The 20175-nt window shown below is 71.2% G+C and carries 19 protein-coding genes; 7 read left to right on the forward strand and 12 right to left on the reverse strand.

Features of this window, described 5'->3' with window-relative positions; genetic code table 11:
• Positions 1-160: 160 nt before the first annotated feature.
• Both serA and G3I65_RS04930 read right to left on the reverse strand, forming a co-directional pair.
• Positions 161-1759, reverse strand: coding sequence for a phosphoglycerate dehydrogenase (serA, locus tag G3I65_RS04925; protein ID WP_160695026.1), 1599 nt, complete (start codon positions 1757-1759; stop codon positions 161-163).
• A gap of 126 nt (positions 1760-1885) precedes the next feature.
• On the reverse strand, positions 1886-2449 hold the full coding sequence (locus G3I65_RS04930) for a TetR/AcrR family transcriptional regulator (protein WP_160695027.1): 564 nt from the start codon (positions 2447-2449) through the stop codon (positions 1886-1888).
• An 89-nt stretch (positions 2450-2538) separates the two neighbouring features.
• Here G3I65_RS04930 and G3I65_RS04935 point away from each other — a divergent pair, with 89 nt between their 5' ends.
• The 4 genes from G3I65_RS04935 to G3I65_RS04950 all read left to right on the forward strand — a co-directional run bounded on the left by G3I65_RS04935 (position 2539) and on the right by G3I65_RS04950 (position 6400).
• Positions 2539-3438 carry a TIGR03620 family F420-dependent LLM class oxidoreductase gene (locus G3I65_RS04935; protein WP_160695028.1) on the forward strand — a complete coding sequence of 300 codons (900 nt, stop codon included), beginning with the start codon at positions 2539-2541 and terminating at the stop codon, positions 3436-3438.
• Complete coding sequence (locus G3I65_RS04940) at positions 3435-4247, forward strand: TIGR03620 family F420-dependent LLM class oxidoreductase (RefSeq protein WP_160695029.1); 813 nt, start codon at positions 3435-3437, stop codon at positions 4245-4247. The genes G3I65_RS04935 and G3I65_RS04940 overlap by 4 nt, the downstream gene beginning before the upstream one ends.
• A gap of 55 nt (positions 4248-4302) precedes the next feature.
• Entirely contained in the window at positions 4303-5463 is a 1161-nt protein-coding gene (locus G3I65_RS04945; protein WP_160695030.1) for an ankyrin repeat domain-containing protein, read from the forward strand.
• A 70-nt stretch (positions 5464-5533) separates the two neighbouring features.
• Entirely contained in the window at positions 5534-6400 is an 867-nt protein-coding gene (locus G3I65_RS04950) for a nuclear transport factor 2 family protein (RefSeq protein WP_160695031.1), read from the forward strand.
• On the opposite strand, the gene G3I65_RS04955 is transcribed toward G3I65_RS04950, so the two are convergent.
• The 4 genes from G3I65_RS04955 to G3I65_RS04970 form a co-directional block, all read right to left on the reverse strand.
• Positions 6397-6651: a DUF397 domain-containing protein gene (locus tag G3I65_RS04955; protein ID WP_125306352.1), complete on the reverse strand. Its 255-nt coding sequence runs from the start codon at positions 6649-6651 to the stop codon at positions 6397-6399. The genes G3I65_RS04950 and G3I65_RS04955 overlap by 4 nt on opposite strands.
• 94 nt (positions 6652-6745) lie before the next feature.
• Positions 6746-7759 carry a ketol-acid reductoisomerase gene (ilvC, locus tag G3I65_RS04960; protein ID WP_086842286.1) on the reverse strand — a complete coding sequence of 338 codons (1014 nt, stop codon included), beginning with the start codon at positions 7757-7759 and terminating at the stop codon, positions 6746-6748.
• A gap of 87 nt (positions 7760-7846) precedes the next feature.
• A complete protein-coding gene (ilvN, locus tag G3I65_RS04965; protein ID WP_086842284.1) occupies positions 7847-8353 on the reverse strand; it encodes an acetolactate synthase small subunit in 507 nt (168 codons plus the stop codon).
• A gap of 1 nt (position 8354) precedes the next feature.
• Positions 8355-10238 carry an acetolactate synthase large subunit gene (locus G3I65_RS04970; protein WP_163046644.1) on the reverse strand — a complete coding sequence of 628 codons (1884 nt, stop codon included), beginning with the start codon at positions 10236-10238 and terminating at the stop codon, positions 8355-8357.
• Positions 10239-10573: 335 nt separating this feature from the next.
• On the opposite strand from G3I65_RS04970, the gene G3I65_RS04975 reads away from it, so the two are divergent.
• Together G3I65_RS04975 and ilvD are read left to right on the forward strand one after the other, a co-directional pair.
• Positions 10574-11005 (forward strand): PH domain-containing protein, encoded by a 432-nt coding sequence (locus G3I65_RS04975; protein WP_249026889.1) that lies wholly within the window; start codon positions 10574-10576, stop codon positions 11003-11005.
• Positions 11006-11100: 95 nt separating this feature from the next.
• Entirely contained in the window at positions 11101-12945 is a 1845-nt protein-coding gene (gene ilvD, locus G3I65_RS04980) for a dihydroxy-acid dehydratase (RefSeq protein WP_160695033.1), read from the forward strand.
• Between the two features lie 321 nt (positions 12946-13266).
• Here ilvD and G3I65_RS04985 read toward each other — a convergent pair whose 3' ends face one another.
• Positions 13267-13842, reverse strand: a complete 576-nt coding sequence (locus G3I65_RS04985) for a DoxX family membrane protein (RefSeq protein ID WP_125306349.1) — start codon at positions 13840-13842, stop codon at positions 13267-13269.
• 37 nt (positions 13843-13879) lie between these two features.
• Positions 13880-14788 (reverse strand): 2-hydroxyacid dehydrogenase, encoded by a 909-nt coding sequence (locus G3I65_RS04990; RefSeq protein WP_163046645.1) that lies wholly within the window; start codon positions 14786-14788, stop codon positions 13880-13882.
• A 65-nt stretch (positions 14789-14853) separates the two neighbouring features.
• Between G3I65_RS04990 and G3I65_RS04995 the strand changes: the two genes are divergently transcribed.
• Positions 14854-16062 carry a sorbosone dehydrogenase family protein gene (locus G3I65_RS04995; RefSeq protein WP_160695035.1) on the forward strand — a complete coding sequence of 403 codons (1209 nt, stop codon included), beginning with the start codon at positions 14854-14856 and terminating at the stop codon, positions 16060-16062.
• Positions 16063-16114: 52 nt separating this feature from the next.
• On the opposite strand, the gene G3I65_RS05000 is transcribed toward G3I65_RS04995, so the two are convergent.
• From G3I65_RS05000 to G3I65_RS05015, 4 genes are read right to left on the reverse strand one after another with little or no spacing between them, the layout of a single operon-like run.
• Positions 16115-17257 carry a Gfo/Idh/MocA family protein gene (locus G3I65_RS05000; RefSeq protein WP_160695036.1) on the reverse strand — a complete coding sequence of 381 codons (1143 nt, stop codon included), beginning with the start codon at positions 17255-17257 and terminating at the stop codon, positions 16115-16117.
• Entirely contained in the window at positions 17257-17970 is a 714-nt protein-coding gene (locus G3I65_RS05005; RefSeq protein WP_160695037.1) for a cupin domain-containing protein, read from the reverse strand. Before G3I65_RS05005 ends, G3I65_RS05000 begins: the two co-directional genes overlap by 1 nt.
• Complete coding sequence (locus tag G3I65_RS05010; protein ID WP_160695038.1) at positions 17967-18887, reverse strand: PmoA family protein; 921 nt, start codon at positions 18885-18887, stop codon at positions 17967-17969. Before G3I65_RS05010 ends, G3I65_RS05005 begins: the two co-directional genes overlap by 4 nt.
• Positions 18884-19963, reverse strand: a complete 1080-nt coding sequence (locus G3I65_RS05015; RefSeq protein ID WP_160695039.1) for a Gfo/Idh/MocA family protein — start codon at positions 19961-19963, stop codon at positions 18884-18886. Before G3I65_RS05015 ends, G3I65_RS05010 begins: the two co-directional genes overlap by 4 nt.
• Positions 19964-20175: the final 212 nt, after the last annotated feature.

Consider the following 20175-nt stretch of genomic DNA (forward strand, 5'->3'; position numbering starts at 1 on the left):
CGGCACAGCGCCGTGCCCTCGACGGCGCGTGGTTCAACCTCGCGGGGAGAACCTAATGCCCCAAAACACCTACTTACGTAGGCAAAGGACTCCGTTATGTAGTTGTGATTGCGCGCGAAGGCCCCCTGCCGGGTGGCAGGGGGCCTTCGAAAGGGTTGTGTCAGTTGAAGTCGACGGCGCGGATCGTGTGCGCCCCGACCGCGGCGCCGATCGGCTCCAGCAGGTGCGCGTCGATGTGGCGGTCGACGCGCAGCAGCATCACCGCGTCGGAGCCGTCGGTGGTCTGGCTGATCTGCGCGGCCTCGATGTTGATGCCCGCCTCGCCGAGCAGCGTACCGACGCGGCCCATCACGCCCGGCCGGTCCGGGTACTCGACCAGCAGGACCGTGCCCTCGGCGCGCAGGTCGAAGCCGCGGCCGTTGACCTCGACCAGCTTCTCGACCTCGTCCTTGCCGGTGACCGAACCGGACACCGTCAGCGCCTGCCCGTCCGAGTGCACCGCGCGCACGGTGACCAGGCTGCGGAACTTCGGGCTCTCCGGCTCGGTCGTGAGCTCGACCTGCACGCCCAGCTTCTCCGCCAGCTGCGGCGCGTTGACGAACGTGACCTGGTCCTCGACCACGCCGGTGAACACCCCGCGCAGCGCCGCCAGCTGCAGCACCGCGGTGTCCTCGCTGGTCAGCTCGCCCTTGACGGTCACGGTCACCGACGTCGGCGCCTTCGTGTTCAGCGCGGTCAGCAGCGTGCCGAGCTTCTGGGTCAGCGACAGGTACGGGCGGACGTGCTCGCCGACCGCGCCGCCGCCGGAGACGTTCACCGCGTCCGGCACGAAGTCGCCGCGCAGCGCCAGCAGCACGGACTTCGCGACGTCGGTGCCCGCGCGGTCCTGCGCCTCGGCCGTCGACGCGCCCAGGTGCGGCGTCACGACGACGTTGTCCAGGTTGAACAGCGGGCTCGACGTGGTCGGCTCGGTGACGAAGACGTCGACGCCGGCCCCGCCGACGTGGCCCGAGCGCAGCGCGTCGGCCAGGTCCTCTTCGACGATGAGGCCACCGCGGGCGGCGTTGACGATGATGACGCCCGGCTTGGTCTTCTTCAGCGCCTCGGCGTCGATCAGGCCCTTGGTTTCCGGCGTCTTCGGCAGGTGGATGGAGATCGCGTCGGCGCGGGCCAGCAGCTCGTCGAGGGTGACGAGCTCGATGCCCAGCTGCGCGGCGCGCGCGGCCGAGACGTAGGGGTCGTACGCGATGAGCTTGGTGTCGAAGGCGGCCAGGCGCTGGGCGAACAGCTGCCCGATCTTGCCGAGGCCGACGACGCCGACGGTCTTGCCCTGCAGCTCGACGCCGGAGAACGAGCTGCGCTTCCACTCGCCGCCGCGGAGGCTCTGGTCGGCGGCCGGGACGCGGCGCGCGACCGACAGCAGCAGGGCGACGGCGTGCTCGGCGGCGGAGACGATGTTGGACGTCGGGGCGTTGACGACCAGGACACCGCGCTCGGTGGCGGCGGGGACCTCGACGTTGTCCAGGCCGACGCCGGCGCGGGCGACGACCTTCAGCTGCGTGGTGGCGGCGAGGACCTCGGCATCGACCTTGGTCGCGGAGCGGACCAGGAGCGCGTCGGCGCTCTTCACCGCCTCGAGCAGCGCGGATCGGTCCGTGCCGTCGACGTGCCGGACCTCCACCTCGTCACCGAACACACTCAGCACGGAGGGGGCGAGCTTCTCCGCGATGAGGACGACGGGTTTGCTGGGCTTGCTCACGATGCGGCTCCCACTATCTGGTCACTTCCAGGACGCTCTGGGTCGGCAGACGGATCTCAGCACGTCGTTGTGCCCCGGTCGTGGCGGAGTTTAACCCGCTGGGCGGCCCCCTGGCTTCCCATGGTGTTAACTCGCTCGTAATCCCTCGAAAACAAGAGCCAGCAGGCGCTGCATGCCCCCCTCGCCGGGCAGGTGCCCGCCCGCCCAGGATGCCGCGTGCAGCAACAGAAGGAGCTCGTGCGTCGTGACGTCCGCGCGCAGCTCGCCCGCTTCCTTCGCGCGTTCCACTAGCTGGGAACCGGCCTCGCGCATCGCGTGGCACGACGCGTAGAGCCGGGACGTTTCGTCGCTCAGCGCGTCGGCGGTCAGCTCGACCAGGCCGCGGAAGGTCCCGGTCGCGTCGCCGAGCCCGGCCAGCCAGGTCTGCAGCGCGTTCAGCGGTTCGGGGTGGGCCAGCAGCTCGCGCGCGCGGCCGGCCTGGCCGTCGAAGCGGGCGCGCAACAGCGTTTCGAGCAGGGCTTCCCGGGTCGGGAAGTGCCGGTAGAGCGTGCCGATGCCGACCCCGGCGCGGCGCGCGATGTCTTCCAGGGACGCCTCGACGCCGTGTTCGGCGAAGGCGCGCTGGGCCTCCTCGAGGAGGCGCTCGTAGTTGCGGCGGGCGTCCGCGCGCATCGGTTTCACGTCGGTCATCGCCCTCCCGACCTTACCGGGTAGCCAATCGGAGGCTGCCTCCGTATATTAACCGGAGGCAGCCTCATCTTACTGGGAGGATTTCGAGGATGACCCTGATCGAAGACACGCGGACCCGGCTCGGCGCGGTCGGCGCCTGGTTGCCGAGCGCGCCACTGGCCCCGCCCCCGGACGTCGAACGCGCGGCGACGCGGCGGCTCGCCGAGGCCGGCTACGGCTCGGTCTGGAGCGGCGAAGGCCCCGGCGGCCGCGAACTGTTCGCCGCCTTCGGCGACCTGCTCGCCTCGGTACCGGACGTCGTGCTCGGCGCCGGCATCGCCAACGTCTGGGCGCGGCCCGGGCGGACCGCCGAAAAGGGCGGGGCGACCCTCGCCCACGCCCACCCGGGCCGGTTCGTGCTCGGCGTCGGCATCGGGCACGCGGTCCAGGCGGCGAAGTACGGCGAGGAGTACCGGCCGCTGGACCGGATGCGGGCCTATCTGTCCGAAATGGACACAGTGGCGCAGGAAAACCCCGCCCCGGTGGCCTTTCCGCGGGTGCTGGCCGCGGTCGGGCCGAAGATGCTGGAGCTGGCCCGCGACCACGCCGACGGCGCGCACCCGTTCGCCCAGCCGGTTTCGCACACGCCGTACGCCCGCGAGATCCTCGGGCCGGACAAGCTGCTGATCCCCCACCAGACCGTGCTGCTCGGCAGCCGCGAGGACGCCCGCGCGAGCGTCCGGCGCAGCGTGGCGCAGTCGCGGCAGTTCGGGGTGAAGGCCTACCTCGCGGGCTGGAAACGGCTCGGCTACACCGAAGCCGACATCGACGGCCCCAGCGACCGGTTCGTCGACGACCTCGTCCTCTGGGGCGACGCCGCGACCATCGCGAAACGCGTCGGGGAAATGCTCGACGCGGGCGCGGACCACGTCCTGCTGACGCCGTCCGCGACCACGTTCGAGTCCACTGTGGACGCGCTGGTCGAGCTGGCCCCGGCGGTGCTCCGATGAGCGTCGGGATCTGGCGGTTCTTCGACGGCGCCCCGATCGGCGAACTCCGCGAAACCGCCGCGGAAGCCGAAGAACTCGGCTTCGACGCCATCTGGTTCGGCGAGTACGCCGGGCGAGAGGCGTTCACGCAGGCCGCGCTGCTGCTCGCGGCGTCGTCGAAGCTGACCGTCGCCACCGGGGTCGCGCGGTTCGACCAGCGTTCACCGCTCGCCGCGGAAGGCGCCATCCGGGCGCTGGGCGAGGCCTACCCGGGCCGGTTCATCGCCGCGCTCGGCGGGCACCGGCCCGGTGCGCGCCCGCTGACGGCGTTGCGCGAGTACCTCGACGGGATGGACGCGGCCGAGCTGCCGGGCCTGCCGCAGCCGTCACCGCGGCCGCGCCGGCTGCTCGCCGCGCTCGGCCCGAAACTCCTCGACCTGGCGGCCGAACGCGCCGACGGCACCCACCCGTACTTCGTCCCGCCGGAGCACACGGCCATGGCGCGCGAGCGGCTCGGCCCCGGCAAGTACCTCGCCGTCGAGCAGGCGGTGGTGCTCGACGCGGCCCCGGAGGTGGCCCGGGAGCACGCCGGTTTCTACGTGCGGCAGGCACCCCACCACCGGACGAACCTGCGCCGCCTCGGCTTCACCGACGAAGACCTCGCCGACGGCGGCAGCGACCGGCTGGTCGACGCCGTCGTCGCGGTCGGCGAGCAGCAGGTCGCCGACCGGATCCGCGCCCACCTCGACGCGGGCGCCGACCACGTCTGCGTCCAGGTCCTCGCGCGGACGAAGGACTCCTACCGCCGCTTGGCGGATCTGCTGCCCTGACGGGAGTAGGCTGGCGGGACGCGGTTGCGGGCCGCGTCCCGTCCGAGGAGGCACCATGGGCGTGCTGCCCGGCGAAAACCTGCAGCACCCGTACCACCAGGACATCGAGTATTACGCCGAGCGCGCGCTCGGCCTGCTCGCCTCGGCCGAGGACGGGACGCCCGGCGCCCGCGAGCCGTTCGACCGCTGGAACCAGCCACTCACCCCTGACGGCGCCCGCGTGGTCGTGGCTCACGAGCACGGATTCGGTTCCTGGCAGGCACTTCGCGCGCACGTCGAGTCTCTTGTGGACAGTGGCGAGCCGTTCGCCCGCGCGTACCGGGCGGTCGAGGCGCGGGACGCCGAGCAGCTCGAAACCCTCCTTGGCGAGTTTCCCTGGCTGGTCACCGCCCGCGGCACCAACGGCAACGAGCTGCTCGGCATGGCGGGCGCGACCTGCGACGAGCGCCTGAGCCGCGTGCTGCTCGCCCACGGCGCCGACCCGGCACGCGGGAACGTCCACGGCTGGACCCCGCTGCACCAAGCGGCGTACAGCAATCTGCCGCTGCTGCTCGACTTGCTACTGGAAGCCGGTGCCCCGGTCGCCGTCTCCGCCCGCGGCGACGGCGGCACTCCCCTGGTCGTCGCCCTGTTCTGGGGGCACCGCGAAGCCGCGGAGACCCTGGCCGCGCACAGCCGCGCCCCGGGCAACCTGCGGGTCGCGGCCGGGCTCGGCGACAGCGACCTCCTCGACGAACTCCTGACGTCGGGCCGCGGCGGCGACCACCGCGGGTTTTACCGGCCCCACAGCGGTTTCCCCGCGTGGCAGCCGACGGACGACCCGGCCGAAGCCCGGGACGAAGCGCTCGCCTGGGCTGCCCGCAACGACCGCACCGAGGCGCTGCGCACGCTGGTTTCGCGCGGGGCCGACGTGAACGCCGACGTCTACCGCGGCACGGCGCTGGCGTGGGCGGCGGCACAGGGCAGGCTCGCCGCCGTCCGGACGCTGCTTGACCTCGGCGCCGCCGTGAACCACCGGGGCACGTTCGGCGGCCCGAAGCACGGCGAAGGCGTCACGGCCCTGCACCTGGCCGCGCAGTCCGGGCACCTCGACGTCATCCAGACCCTCCTCGACGGCGGCGCCGACCGGAGCGCGCGGGACGCGAACTTCGACAGCACCCCGGAGACGTGGGCGGAGGTGTGCGGGCAGCCGGCGGCCCAGGAGCTGCTCCACTAGACAAGCGGAGTCTGTAGTCCGTATCTTCGGAGACGGACTACAGACTCCGTTTTGTCTTCTGGGAGGACCCATGACCACACCCCGCGACGTCTTCACCGCGTTGTCCGACGGGATCAGCGAAGGCCGCTACGGCGAGCTTTCCGCGCTGTACGCGGAGGACACCGTCGTCGAACACCCGCAGGCCGTCCCCCGGCCGACGCGCCTGACCGGCCGCGACGCCGTCCACGAGCGGTTCACCGGCGCCCTCGCGGGCGCGTACCGGCTCAAGCGGAAGAACGTCGTCGTGCACGAGACGACGGACCCCGAGGTGATCGTCGCGGAATACGACTACGACGCCGAATCCGTCGAAACCGGCCGCACGATCTCGGCGGCCAACATCCAGGTGCTGCGCGTCCGCGACGGCCTGATCGTCCATTCCCGCGACTACCACGACTACCTGAAGCTCGCCGTCATCCGGAACGGCGTCGACCAGCTGGTCAAGGCGTACGAGCAGGCCCCGCCACGCGAGCTGTCCCCGGTCGTGCCGGAGAGCGCGGGCACGGCGTTCGAGCGGCTCGTGCACGGTGTCGCGGGCGGGCGCTGGGACGCGCTGCCGGAGCTGTACGCCGAAGAAACGCACGTGACGCACCCGTTCCTGCCGGGTTCGGCCGTCGTGCGCACGCGCAACGAGCTGCGCGAGCACTTCGCCGCGGGCAAGGCGATGAACCCGCGTTTCGCGATCGCGGACCTGACCACCTACCAGGGCGCCGACCCGGAGGTGCTGATCGGCGAGTTCGCCTACCAGGGCGAGTACGGCGGGCGGCCGGTGCGGATCGCCAACATCTTCGCCATGCGGGTGCGCGACGGCCTCGTCGTCGAATCCCGCGACTACGGCGACCACCTCGGCATCGCCGGTGACCTCGGCAAGATCCCCGAGCTGGCCGCGAAGCTCGCTTAGGCGCCGAGGTCGTCGAACTCGCCGTCGTCGACGCCCTTCACGAACGCGTCCCACTCCGACATCGTGAAGACCATGATCGTGCCGTCGACGTCCGGCGAGCGCCGCAGCGCGACGTAGGTGGCACCGTCGGTGTGCTCGACGAACGCGTACTCGACGACCTCGTCCAGGGTGACGCCCGCGGGCTCGCCCCGGATCCACTCCGCCCCGGAAAGGTCGAGGTGGTGCCGGATGTGCGCCTTGTCATCGGTCATGCGGCCAGCGTAACGAGCCACCCCGAAAAGCCGTGAAGGCCTCCTTACCGGCGTTTTCGACCGGTAAGGAGGCCTTCACGGAACTCGCGGAAGATCAGGCGGTCTCGGTGATCGGCCGGTCCACCCACGACATCAGGTCGCGCAGCTTCTTGCCGGTCGCCTCGATCGGGTGCTGGTTGCCCTGCTCCTCGAGCTTGGTGAAGTTCGGCCGGCCGGCCTCGTCCTCGGCGACCCATTCGCGGGCGAACGTGCCGTCCTGGATCTCGCCGAGGATCTTCTTCATCTCTTCCTTGACCGCCGGCGAGATGACGCGCGGGCCGCGGGTCAGGTCGCCGTACTCGGCGGTGTCGGAGATCGAGTAGCGCTGGCGCGCGATGCCGCCCTCGTACATGAGGTCGACGATCAGCTTCAGCTCGTGCAGCACCTCGAAGTAGGCGATCTCCGGGGCGTAGCCGGCCTCGGTGAGCACCTCGAAACCGGTCTGCACCAGCGCGGACGCGCCACCGCAGAGCACGGCCTGCTCGCCGAAGAGGTCGGTCTCGGTCTCCTCGGTGAACGTCGTCTTGATGACGCCGGCGCGGGCGCCACCAATGGCGGCCGCGTAGGAGAGGGCGAGCGCCTGGGCGTTGCCGGACGCGTCCTGCTCCACGGCGATGAGCGCCGGGACGCCCTTGCCGTCGACGAACTGGCGGCGCACGAGGTGCCCCGGGCCCTTGGGGGCGACCATGGCGACGTCCACGTTGGACGGCGGCTTGATCAGGTCGTAGCGGATGTTGAAGCCGTGGCCGAAGAACAGCGCGTCGCCGTCCTTGAGGTTCGGCGCGATGTCCTGCTCGTAGATGAAGCGCTGCTTGGTGTCCGGCGCCAGGATCATGATCAGGTCGGCCTCGGCCGACGCCTCGGCCGGGGTGAGCACGCGCAGGCCCTGCTCTTCGGCCTTCGCCCGCGACTTGGACCCCTCGGGCAGGCCGATGCGGACGTCGACGCCGGAGTCGCGCAGGCTCAGCGAGTGGGCGTGGCCCTGGCTGCCGTAGCCGATGACAGCGACCTTGCGCCCCTGGATGATCGAAAGGTCGGCGTCGTCGTCGTAGAAGATTTCCACTGCCATGGGGGTGTTGCTTCCTTTCCTGACTTCAAGATTCCACCAGCGGCGCGAAGCGCCTCCGTTGAGGGTGGTGGCGGGGGCATGGATGGATTAGCGCGGGGAGGTTGCGGTGATCGAACGGGCGCCGCGACCCACCGCGACCATGCCGGACTGCACGAGCTCGCGGATGCCATACGGCTCCAGCATCCGCAGCAGCGCACCGATCTTGTCGGACGTCCCGGTGGCCTCGACGGTGAGCGCCTCGGGAGAGACGTCCACCACCTTGGCGCGGAAGAGCTGGACGGTTTCGAGGACCTGGCTGCGCACGGTGTTGTCGGCGCGCACCTTCACGAGCAGCAGTTCGCGCTGCACGGCGGTCGACTGCTCCAGCTCGACGATCTTGATCACGTTGACCAGCTTGTTGAGCTGCTTCGTCACCTGTTCGAGCGGTAGCTCTTCCACGGCGACCACGATCGTCATCCGGGACACCTCGGGGTTTTCCGTGGGCCCGACGGCAAGGGACTCGATGTTGAAACCACGGCGGGAGAACAGGCCGGAGACGCGCGCGAGCACACCGGGCTTGTTCTCGACCAGGACACTCAGCGTGTGGACGGTCATCTCAGTGCTCGCCACCTTCCGCGGCGGCTTCCGTCGTCTCCACCGAAACCTCGTCGTCGTCGAACAGCGGCCGGATGCCCCGGACCGCCATGATCTCGTCGTTGCCGGTGCCCGCGGCGACCATCGGCCACACCTGGGCATCCTTCCCGACCACGAAGTCGATCACGACGGGGCGGTCGTTGATCTCCATCGCGCGGCGGATGGTGGCGTCGACGTCTTCCTTGGTCTCGCAGCGCAGCCCGGCGCAGCCCAGCGCCTCGGCCAGCAGCACGAAGTCCGGGATGCGGTGCTTGTGCGTGCCGAGGTCGGTGTTGGAGTACCGCTCCGAGTAGAAGAGGTTCTGCCACTGCCGGACCATGCCCAGGTTGCCGTTGTTGATCACGGCGACCTTGATCGGCGCGCCCTCGATGGCGCAGGTGGCCAGCTCCTGGTTGGTCATCTGGAAGCAGCCGTCGCCGTCGATCGCCCAGACCTGCGTGCCGGGGACGCCGAACTGCGCGCCCATCGCGGCGGGCACCGCGTACCCCATGGTGCCGAGGCCGCCGGAGTTGATCCAGGTGCGCGGGTTCTCGTACTTGACGAACTGCGCGGCCCACATCTGGTGCTGGCCGACGCCCGCGGCGTACACCGCGTCCGGGCCGACGATCTGGCCGATCCGCTCGATGACGTACTGCGGCGACAGCGAACCGTCGTCGGGCCACTCGTACCCGGCCGGGTACCCCTTGCGCCAGTCGTCGGCCTGCGTCCACCAGTCGGTGAGGTCGGGCTTGCCGCCGTGCTCGAACTCCGTGGTGACGGCGGTGATCAGCTCGCCGATGATCTCCTTGCAGTCCCCCACGATCGGCACGTCGGCCTTGCGGTTCTTGGAGATCTCGGCGGGGTCGATGTCGGCGTGCACGACCGCGGCGTCCGGCGCGAACGACGACAGCTGGCCGGTGACCCGGTCGTCGAAGCGGGCGCCGAGCGCGATGAGCAGGTCGGCGCGCTGCATCGCGGCGACCGCGGCGACCGAGCCGTGCATGCCCGGCATGCCGAGGTGCTGCGGGTGCGAGTCGGGGAACGCGCCGCGCGCCATCAGCGTGGTGACGACGGGGATGTTCGTCAGCTCGGCCAGCTGCTTCAGCTGCTCGTGCGCTTCGGCCTTGATCACGCCGCCGCCGACGTAGAGCACCGGGCGGCGCGACTTCGCGATCAGCTTCGCGGCTTCGCGGACCTGCTTGCCGTGCGGGCGCAGCGTCGGGCGGTAGCCCGGGAGACGCAGCTCGGTCGGCCAGGAGAACGAGGTCATCTCCTGCAGCACGTCCTTGGGGATGTCCACCAGGACCGGGCCGGGGCGGCCGGTCGCGGCCAGGTGGAACGCCTCGGCGATGGTCCGCGGGATCTCCGCCGGGTCCGTGACGAGGAAGTTGTGCTTGGTGATCGGCATGGTGATGCCGCAGATGTCGGCTTCCTGGAACGCGTCGGTGCCGATCAGCGCCCGGGTCTGCTGGCCGGTGATGGCCACCACCGGAACGGAGTCCATGTTGGCGTCCGCGAGCGGCGTGACCAGGTTGGTCGCGCCGGGGCCGGACGTGGCCATGCACACGCCGACCTTGCCGGTGGCCTGCGCGTAGCCGGTCGCCGCGTGGCCCGCGCCCTGTTCGTGGCGGACCAGGACGTGGCGGACCTTCGTCGAGTCGAGCAGCGGGTCGTAGGCGGGCAGGATGGTGCCGCCCGGAATGCCGAAGACCACCTCGGCGCCGACGGCCTCGAGCGAGCGCACGAGCGACTGGGCGCCGGTGACGCGCACCGGCGTTCCCGCCGGGGGCGCCGGCTTCGGACGGGCTCCGGACGTACCGGGCGTCGGCCCGGGTTTCGCGTCGCTGCGCGACGTGGCACTGGTCATCGGTTCTGCCTCGTGGGTCTCGGTGTCACTCGTTCGGGTCAGTTTGATGCGGTACGGCGAAGAAGCTCTTCTCCTCGGGCAACAAAAAACCCTCGCCGACCGTAAGGTCGCACGAGGGTCGCGCGTCGACGCAGCGGAAGGACTTCCCTAAGCGTCGACGCGCTTGGGAAGTACGAGGCCGGTCAGCGGTGTCACGGCGATGACGCTAGCCGGAACGCCGCGCGGGTGTCAACTCTGCGGGACGGTGTGTCCGGATGCTGGACGCCGCCGCGACGCGTGTCACGCCCGCCCGACCCGGGTTCGGGCCGGTCGCGGCCGCGGTGCACCATTTCGGGGTGGCCGAAAAAGCTCAGCAGGACGAGGGCCGGAAGGCCGTCTTCCGCGTCCCCCGCACGTCGTTCATGGCGATCGCGCTCCTGACGGTGTGCGTGACGCCGATCGCGCTCGGGGAAATCCCGTACCTGCAGTGGCTCTACATCTTCCCGATCGCGCTCGCGGTCTTCGTGGTCCGCCACCGCACCATCGCCACGCGCGAAGGGCTCGCGATCCGGACGATGTTCGGCAAGCGCGACGTGCCGTGGTCGGCGCTCAAGGGCCTCGCGATCACCAAGAAGTCCCGCGTCCAGGCGGTGCTGAAGGACGACACGAAGGTGCCGCTGCCGACGGTCCGGACCCGGCACCTGCCGGTGCTGTCGCTGGTGAGCGAGGGCCTCGTCGCCGATCCGAGCGGCCTGCTCGAAGAGGAAGACCTCAAGCCCGGCTCGTAGCACCCTCGATGGACGGGCTCCGCACGACTGGCATAAATTGGTAGGACCAGTTTGGCGGAGTGTTCCCGCCGACCATCCGACCTGGGAGTTTCGCCGTGCCGCCTCTCCGTTCCCGGACCACCACCCACGGCCGCAACGCGGCGGGCGCGCGCTCGCTCTGGCGCGCCACCGGCATGACCGACAGCGATTTCGGCAAGCCGATCGTGGCGATCGCCAACTCCTACACGCAGTTCGTGCCCGGCCACGTGCACCTCAAGGACCTCGGCGAGATCGTCGCCGGCGCGGTCAAGGAAGCCGGCGGCGTCGCGCGTGAGTTCCACACCATCGCCGTCGACGACGGCATCGCCATGGGCCACTCCGGCATGCTCTACTCGCTGCCCTCGCGCGAGATCATCGCCGACTCGGTGGAGTACATGGTCAACGCGCACCAGGCCGACGCCCTGGTGTGCATCTCCAACTGCGACAAGATCACCCCGGGCATGCTCAACGCCGCGATGCGGCTGAACATCCCGGTGGTGTTCGTCTCCGGCGGGCCGATGGAGGCGGGCAAGGCGGTCGTCGTCGGCGGCGTCGCCCAGGCCCCGACCGACCTGATCACCGCGATCGCCGCGTCCGCGAGCCCGGAGGTCGACGAGGACGGCCTCGACATCGTCGAGCGTTCCGCGTGCCCGACGTGCGGCTCGTGCTCGGGCATGTTCACCGCGAACTCCATGAACTGCCTCACCGAGGCGCTCGGGCTTTCCCTGCCGGGCAACGGCTCCACGCTGGCGACGCACGCCGCGCGCCGCGCGCTGTTCGAGGAGGCCGGGCGCACGGTCGTCGAGCTGTGCAAGCGCTGGTACGAGCAGGACGACGACTCGGTGCTGCCGCGCTCGATCGCGTCGAAGGCGGCGTTCGAGAACGCGATGGCCCTCGACATGGCGATGGGCGGCTCGACGAACACGGTGCTGCACATCCTCGCCGCCGCGCAGGAGGGCGAGGTCGACTTCACGATCGCCGACATCGACGCGATCGGCCGCCGCGTGCCGTGCCTGTCCAAGGTCGCACCGAACTCGGACTACCACATGGAAGACGTCCACCGCGCCGGCGGCATCCCGGCGATCCTGGGCGAGCTGTACCGCGGCGGCCTGCTGAACACCGACGTCTGGTCGGTCCACTCCCGGGACCTGGATTCCTGGCTCGGTTCGTGGGACATCCGGGCCGCTTCGCCGTCTCCGGCCGCTCTCGAACTGTTCCACGCGGCACCGGGCGGCGTCCGCACGACCGAGGCATTTTCGACGTCGAACCGCTGGTCGTCCCTGGACACGGACGCCGCCGGCGGCTGCATCCGCTCCGTCGAGCACGCGTACACGAAGGACGGCGGCCTGGCCATCCTGCGCGGCAACCTGGCGGAGAACGGCGCCGTCATCAAGGCGGCGGGCATCGACGAGGACCTGTGGCACTTCGAAGGCCCGGCGCGGGTCCTGGAGAGCCAGGAGGAAGCGGTCTCGGCGATCCTCAAGAAGGAGATCCAGCCGGGCGAGGTCCTGGTGATCCGCTACGAGGGCCCGGCAGGCGGCCCGGGCATGCAGGAAATGCTGCACCCGACGGCGTTCCTGAAGGGTTCGGGCCTCGGCAAGAAGTGCGCCCTGATCACGGACGGCCGCTTCTCGGGCGGTTCCTCGGGCATCTCGGTCGGCCACATCTCCCCGGAGGCGGCGGCCGGCGGCCTGATCGGCCTGGTCGAGAACGGCGACCGCATCCTCCTCGACGTCCACGAGCGCCGGCTGGAGCTGCTGGTGGACGCGGAGGTCCTGGCGGAGCGCCGGTCGAAGATGGAGGCGTCGGAGCGGCCGTGGCAGCCGAAGGAGCGCCAGCGCCCGGTGACGGCGGCGCTGCGCGCGTACGCCCGCATGGCGACGTCGGCGGACACGGGCGCGGTCCGCGACGTGAACAAGTAGGCAGCCGCTCCGCACCATCCCGGCTCCAGCCGCGAAGGCCGTCCCGCTCCGGGGCGGCCTTTTCGGTGCCCGGACCACCCCTCGGCCGCGAGGGGGACCCCCGGTTTCAACGTTACCGGCGAGCACCGACAGTTCCGGGCCAGGCGGCTGCCGCGGACCCGAGCTGTCCACAGGCCGGCCCGCACGGCCGAGTTGTCCCCAGGCCGCCGCGCCGAGCCGACCCCGGCAGCCCCGCACGACCAAGTCGTCGCCAAGGGCGCTGCGCCGCAGAGCCAGACCCACGCCCGCCCAGCCGAGCCGAACCCAGACCGCGGCGGCGCCCTACCGCGTCAGGACGATGACCACCACGGTCGCCGCCGCGGCCAGCAGCAGCGACACCAGCCCCAGCGGCAGCGGCCGCTTCCGCCACGGCGTGTTCCGCTCCAGCGAAACCGGCCCGGCCCCGGTGAACAGCAAGCTCAGCGCGGAAGCCCCCAGCAGCAGCTCCAGCTCGAACCCCTGCCCCTGCTGCTCGAAGAACCCGCCGTGGAACTTCGCGTACACGGCGTTCGCCGCCACGCCGAGCAGCGCGGCCGCCGCGAGCGGCGTGAACAGCCCGACGATCACCAGCACCCCGCCGCCGACTTCGGCGATCCCCGTGATCCACGACAGCAGCGTCGTCTGCTTGTGGTAGCCGAACGTCTCCAGCACGCGCGCGAACCCGCCGATGCCCGGCCCGCCGAACAGGCCGAACAGGTGCTGCAGACCGTGCGCGCCCATGGTCACGCCGAGCGCCAGCCGCAGGATCAGCAGGCCGAGACCGAGCCCGCCCTGGCGCGGGGTGTCGTCACCCCCGTCGTCCTCGACGTCGGAGAGAAGGCTGGTGGGCTGCTGCGAAAAATCGTCTCCACTGCTCACGCGCGAAGGGTAGGGGATCGGCGCGGGCCTGGCGAGCTCAGTATTCGCCGTGGACGAGGTTGTCCGGCAGCTCGCCGCCGGCGTACCGGGCGATTTCCGCCGCCGCGACGGCGTACGACCGCCCCCGCACCCCGCGCACCGACCCGCCGATGTGCGGGGTCAGCAGCAGCCCCGGCACCGTCCACAGCGGGTGCCCGGACGGCGGCGGCTCGGGATCGGTGACGTCGAGCGCGGCGCGCAGCCGTCCTGTGGTCAGTTCGGCGACCAGGGCGCCGGTGTCCACGACCGCGCCGCGCGAGACGTTGACCAGCACCGCGCCATCGCGCATCTCGGCCAGGAACTCCGCGTCGACCATGCCCCGGGTGCGCGAGGTCAGCGGCACCATCAGCACCACGGCGTCGTGCAGCCCGAGCAGCGCGGGCAGCTCGCTGACGCCGTGCACGCCTTCGCGCGCGGTCATCCCGACCATCGTGCACCGCGCGTCGAACGGCTCGAGCCGGCGCCGCAGGTGCCGCCCCAGGTCGCCGGCGCCGATGACGAGCACGCGCTTGCCCTGCAGCGTGTCGGCCGTCTGCCGCTCCCACCGGCCCTCGCGCTGCGCCGCCGCGAAGACGTCCAGCTTCCGGTACATCGACAGCAGCACCGCGACGACCCATTCGGCGGTGCTCCCGCCGTGCGCGCCGCGGCAGGTGGAGAGCAGGACGCCGTCGGGCACCTTGCCCACCCAGTCCTCGGCGCCGGCGGACAGCAGCTGGATCAGCTTGAGGTTCGGGAGTGTGCGCCAGAGCTCCTCGCCGGGCGGGTGCTTGCCGGGGATGAGGACCTCCGCCTTCGCCGCTTCCGGGGGCACGGGTTCGCCCCACTGGTAGCGCACGGGCAGGACCCGCGGGACCTCGGCGAGCACGGTCATGCCCTCGTCGTCGGGAACCAGCACGGTCAGCGTCATGATCCCCAACGTAAACCAGGAGTACTCACCCATGGTTCACGCGGCGGGCCCTAGGCTGGGGGATCATGCGCACTCGGTACCGGTCGGCCCTGCTGGCGATCCTGGCCTGCGGTGTCCTGCTGCCCGCCGGCTGCGCGCGGTTCGACGACACCGCGGCCGGCCAGTCGTTCAGTCCCGCTCCCGTTCCGAGCCCCGAATCGCCGCCCCAGGTCCAGGGCCCCGGCGCGGATTCGGGCGGCGACGGCAAGCAGGCGCGTCCCGGCCAGTCCGCGACGCCGGTGCCGCCACCCCAGGGCTGCAAGGATTTCGACCCGTCGGTGATCTCGACGTGCCTGGACACCGTCGCGGCGGTGGTCGGCCTGCCGGGCGACGGGTCGACGCCGAGCGCGCTCGCGGGCGAGCGCAAGAGCGGCCGCGTGCTGCTGGCGACGGCGGGCAAGGACGCGACGGACTTCGCGAAGCTCGACGTCCAGGCGGCCGGTGACGGCGGCCTGACCGGGCTCGCGCTCTCGCCGTCGTACGTCGAAGACCAGCTGGTGTTCGCCTATGTGACGACGGCGACGGACAACCGCGTGGTGCGCTTCGCGAAGGGCCAGGCCGCGAAGCCGGTGCTCACCGGCATCCCGAAGGGCGCGTCCGGCAACCGCGGCACGATCGCGACCGACAACCGCGGCGCGCTGCTGGTCGCGACGGGTGACGCGGGCAACCCGAACGCCGCCGCCGACCCGAACTCCCTGGCTGGCAAGGTGCTGCGCATCGACACGTCCGGCAAGGCCGCGGCCGGCAACCCGAGCGGTGCCCTGACCGTGGCGGCCGGCCTGCACGCCCCCGGCGGCCTGTGCGCCTCGGCCGACGGCGGCCGCGTCTGGGTCACCGACCGGCTCGCCGACAAGGACGTCCTCTACCGCCTCCAGGCCGGGCAGCCGCTGACGACGCCGGCGTGGACGTGGCCCGACAAGCCGGGTGTCGCGGGCTGCGCCGACTTCGTCGACGCCAACGGCTCGGTCTCGGTCGGCACGTCACTGGCCGGCAACCTGCAGAACCTGCCGGTCACCCCGGAGGGCGCGGTCAGCGGCAAGCCGACGGTCAGCCTCGACGGCAAGACCGGCAAACCGCCGGTGACGTACGGGCGCCTCGCCGGGATGAGCATGATCAACCCGCAGCTCGCGGTGGCCGGCACGGTCAACAAGGACGGCGGCGCGCCGGTGTCGAGCGACGACCGCGTCGTCCTGATCACCCCGGCGACCTCCGGCGGCGGCAACGGCAAGGACTGACGCCCGCGTTCGCCGTTTTTCGACCAGAGCCTGTTTTCGCTGGTCAGGACCGTCAAGCGAGCGGCTTCAGCTCCACGCGCCGCCCCTCCGCCGACGACGTCAGCCCGGCTTCGGCGAGCTGCAGCCCACGAGCCGCCGAGAAGAAGTCGTAGCGGTGTGGTCGCCCGGCGACCACGTCCCGGACGAACTCCTCCCACTGCGCCTTGAAGCCGTTGTCGAACTCGGCGTTGTCCGGGACCTCCTGCCACTGGTCGCGGAACGGCTCAGTCGCGGGCAGGTCGGGGTTCCAGACCGGCTTCGGCGTCGCGGAGCGGTGCTGGACCCGGCAGCGCCGCAGTCCGGCGACGGCGCTGCCCTCGGTGCCGTCGACCTGGAACTCGACGAGCTCGTCGCGGAACACCCGCGTCGACCACGACGAGTTGATCTGCGCGACGACCCCGGATTCCAGCTCGAAGATCCCGTACGCGGCGTCGTCGGCCGTAGCCGCGTACGCCTCACCCCGCTCGTCCCAGCGACGTGGGATGTGCGTTGTCGCTTTCGCGGTCACGGCCTCGACGCGGCCGAAGAGGTTCTCGAGCACGTAGTTCCAATGGCAGAACATGTCGAGGACGATGCCGCCGCCGTCCTCGGCGCGGTAGTTCCAGCTCGGGCGCTGCGTCTCCTGCCAGTCGCCCTCGAAGACCCAGTAGCCGAACTCGCCCCGCACCGACAGGACCCGACCGAAGAACCCGCCGTCGATCAGCCGGCGCAGCTTCCGCAGCCCGGGCAGGAACAGCTTGTCGTGCACGACGCCGTGGCAGATCCCGGCGTCCCGCGCGAGCCCGGCCAGCTCCAGCGCCGATGTCAGTTTTTCGGCAAGGGGCTTCTCGGCGTAGACGTGCTTGCCCGCGGCGATCGCCGCCCGCACCGACGGCTCCCGCGCCGACGTCAGCTGCGCGTCGAAGTAGATGCCGGCGTCGGCCAGCGCGGACTCCGGGTCGGTGGTCCATGCGGTCACGTCGTGGCGGTCGGCCAGGTCCTTGAGCTTCGCGGCGTTGCGGCCGGCGAGGATCGGCTCGAGCTGCACGCGGCTGCCGTCCGGCAGGGCGACGCCGCCCTGGTCGCGAATCGACAAGACCGATCGGAGCAGGTGCTGCCGGTAGCCCATCCGGCCGGTGACCCCGTTGAGCAGCACTCCGATACTGGGCTGGTTCATCACTGCCGGCCTTCCTGGTCGATGTCGTAATCCGCGCGACGGCCGCACATGCCGTAGCCGTCCGGGTTCGAAGGTGCCGCGACCCGGACGCCGGACCGCTCGAGGTGGCTCCCGTCGCCGACGGCGAGCGCCGCGAGGTGCGCCCCGGTCAGCTCGGCGGCCCGCAACGCCCCGGCCCGCCACCGCGGAACCCAGTCGCCGATTTTCGGCGAAACGAGCGCGACGGCCGCCCGGTGGAACTCCCGCAGCGGCTCCGGGTCGCCGTCCCGCAGCGCCTGCCGCAGCGGCAGGTAACCACGAATCGCCAGGTCACGGCGTTGACGAGCGGCGTGGTCGGTTTTCGGCAACGCCGCTGCCTCGGCGTAGGCGACCGGGTCGGCGAGCACGTCGGGCGGGAAGGTGAACACCGCGTCCCCCGCCTCGGGCAGCCCGCTGTTCTGCATCAGCACCGTGACGCGCAGCCCGTCTTCCTGGACCATCCGGTGCACGGTCCCCGGCGCGAACCACGCGATCACGCCGGCTTCCAGAGGCGTCTCGTCGTAGCCGCCGGCGCTCAGCGTCTGGACCGCGCCACGGCCGCCGGTGACGACGTACGCCTCGGTGCAGGCGAGGTGCAGGTGCGGGCTGCCGCCACACACCCCATCCTCCGCCGCCCAGTCGTAGGCGCGCAGGTGCGAGACCCCGATTCCACCTGGAAGTGGGAACGCGTTCATGACCATCCGTGCCGATCCAGGTAGCTGCTCACCCGACCGCGGTCCCACGCCCCATCGGCGACGACGATCCGGTAGCGGTAGGTGAAGCTCTCCCCCGGCTCCAGCGCGAATTCGTCGAAAAACGCCCACGAGAAAGCGACCATGGGCGTCTCCCGCGAGCGGACGAACCAGTGCGACTCGTGGATCGCCTGGTCGTTTTCCGGCCAATGCGCGAAGACCAGCGTGGAATGCGCGTCGACGTCGTCGTGCTCACCGACGAACGCCAGCCACGGCGCCTGCACGCCCATCATGTCTTCGCTGCCGAGACCGCCGGGCCCGAGAACGCGCCCGCCGCTGAAGTCGCGCGGCCCCCGCCAGTGCAGCCCGGTGTACCCGGCCAGCTCGCGACCGGCGGTCGTCGGGCTGCCGAACTCGAGCGGGGCGTCCCGGACGTTGGTCAGCTCGATCCCCCAGTCGAGCGCCCAGGCCCCTTCGTCCGGCTCGACCGAGTGGACGACGAGGTCACGCCGCTCCCTCGCCCACTCCGCGCCGTCGTTGGCGACCCAGGTGAGCCGTTCGGTGAAGCGCAGCCGGTCGGGGTCGACGGTGAAGGCGGCGAAGTCGTCGTGCCGCATCGAGCCAATGCGGTCGGGCAGGTCCTGGTACCAATCGCCGGGGACGTAGGTGTGGCCGCCCCAGAAGTTCTGCCCGGACAGGTGGCTGGACGTCATCTGCAGGCCCTTGTGCCACCGGTGGTCGGCGGGCCGGTACCCGCTGACGCCGCGGCCGCCGAGGGTCCGCAGCGGGTGGGTGTAGGGCTTGCGGGACTCGAAGGCCACCGGGTCGGGCTTGTACACATAGGACATCAGCTGGACCCCGCCGGCCTCGACGGTCACGCGCTCCCCGTGCCGGTGCGTGACCGTGATCGCCGCGCTCACGCCCGCGCTCCGGCCATGGACCGGTGGAAGGCGTCGCCGGGCACGATCTCCCCGCGGCGCACCGCGAGCCCGGTGTCCGCGGACTTGTACAACGCCGCGACGAACTCCAGCACCCGCCGCCCGTCCTCCCCGCTGCACGGCGGCCGCCGCCCGGCCCGATGGGCGACGAGGACCGGACCGAACGCGGCGACATGCGAGCTGACGTCGGCCGAAGCCACTGACCAGCGCTTCGTCGCTTTTTCGGCAACGTGCGGCGCCGGGGTGTAGCGCCAGTCCTTGGCGCCGTAGCCGTAGAGGTGGGTCAGCTCGACGGTGGCGTTTTCGCAGTCGACCCGGATCCGGCTCACCTCGTCCGGCGACAGGACGCTGTTGACGACGGTCGCGAGCGCCCCCGACTCGAACCGCACGAGCGCGGTGGAGACGTCCTCGGTCTCGACGTCGTGCACCAGCCGCGCGGTCATCGCGCGCACCTCGACCCAGTCGCCGAGCAGGTGGAGCAGGAGGTCCATCTGGTGGATGCCGTGTCCCATAGCGGGCCCGCCGCCCTCGGAGTCCCAGCGCCCGCGCCACGGCACCGCGTAGTAGGCGGCATCGCGGTACCAGGTGGTCTGGCAGTGCGCGACCAGCGGACGCCCCAGTTCCCCCTCCGCGAGCAGGCTCCGGAAGTGCGCGGCCCCGGCCCCGGACCGTTGCTGGAAAACGAACGAAACGTAGGGCCCACCCTCCCGCTCGGCGGCGGCCATCTCGTCGTACTCGGCGAGCGACCGGCACGGCGGCTTCTCGCACCAGACCCAGGCCCCGCTGTCGAGCGCCTTCGTGGTCTGCTCGACGTGCAGTCCCGGCGGCGTGCAGATCGAGACGAGATCGGGTTCCTGCTCGGCGAGCAAGGTATCGAGATCGCCATACGGCTTGGCATTCCCGGCCTCGGCACAAAACGCGACAGCCCGGGCCTCATCGACATCGGCGGCGGCCACGATGTCGACGTCATCGCGGTACGACTGGAAGGCAGCCCGATGGCCGGCCGCGATACCCCCGGCGCCGACAACGGCGACCCGTAAGCGCTTTCCGTGAGTCAACCCAGGTCTCCCTCCTCGGTCCACTACCGCCGACCGTTCCAGAAAGCGCTTTCTCACGCAACGCACTGGTTCGATGTCAACGTTGTCACCCGGGGTGGTCAACCGGAACGGACGACAGCCTCAGCGGGCCCTTCGGCATCGCGACTTCAACGCCACCAAGGCTTCAGGCCCTCAGCGCTGACGCCCAGCCGACACGTTCTCCGGCTCGAACC

Origin of the sequence: Amycolatopsis sp. SID8362, assembly GCF_010550475.1 — a bacterium.
Lineage (GTDB): Bacteria > Actinomycetota > Actinomycetes > Mycobacteriales > Pseudonocardiaceae > Amycolatopsis > Amycolatopsis eburnea.

Bases quoted from the DNA above. Each gene is read 5' to 3' on its own strand.
- G3I65_RS04930 (WP_160695027.1), bottom strand. From the start codon at position 2,449: ATGACCGACGTGAAACCGATGCGCGCGGACGCCCGCCGCAACTACGAG.
- G3I65_RS04935 (WP_160695028.1), top strand. From the start codon at position 2,539: ATGACCCTGATCGAAGACACGCGGACCCGGCTCGGCGCGGTCGGCGCC.
- G3I65_RS04940 (WP_160695029.1), top strand. From the start codon at position 3,435: ATGAGCGTCGGGATCTGGCGGTTCTTCGACGGCGCCCCGATCGGCGAA.
- G3I65_RS04945 (WP_160695030.1), top strand. From the start codon at position 4,303: ATGGGCGTGCTGCCCGGCGAAAACCTGCAGCACCCGTACCACCAGGAC.
- G3I65_RS04950 (WP_160695031.1), top strand. From the start codon at position 5,534: ATGACCACACCCCGCGACGTCTTCACCGCGTTGTCCGACGGGATCAGC.
- G3I65_RS04955 (WP_125306352.1), bottom strand. From the start codon at position 6,651: ATGACCGATGACAAGGCGCACATCCGGCACCACCTCGACCTTTCCGGG.
- ilvC (WP_086842286.1), bottom strand. From the start codon at position 7,759: ATGGCAGTGGAAATCTTCTACGACGACGACGCCGACCTTTCGATCATC.
- ilvN (WP_086842284.1), bottom strand. From the start codon at position 8,353: ATGACCGTCCACACGCTGAGTGTCCTGGTCGAGAACAAGCCCGGTGTG.
- G3I65_RS04970 (WP_163046644.1), bottom strand. From the start codon at position 10,238: ATGACCAGTGCCACGTCGCGCAGCGACGCGAAACCCGGGCCGACGCCC.
- G3I65_RS04990 (WP_163046645.1), bottom strand. From the start codon at position 14,788: ATGACGCTGACCGTGCTGGTTCCCGACGACGAGGGCATGACCGTGCTC.
- G3I65_RS04995 (WP_160695035.1), top strand. From the start codon at position 14,854: ATGCGCACTCGGTACCGGTCGGCCCTGCTGGCGATCCTGGCCTGCGGT.
- G3I65_RS05000 (WP_160695036.1), bottom strand. From the start codon at position 17,257: ATGAACCAGCCCAGTATCGGAGTGCTGCTCAACGGGGTCACCGGCCGG.
- G3I65_RS05005 (WP_160695037.1), bottom strand. From the start codon at position 17,970: ATGAACGCGTTCCCACTTCCAGGTGGAATCGGGGTCTCGCACCTGCGC.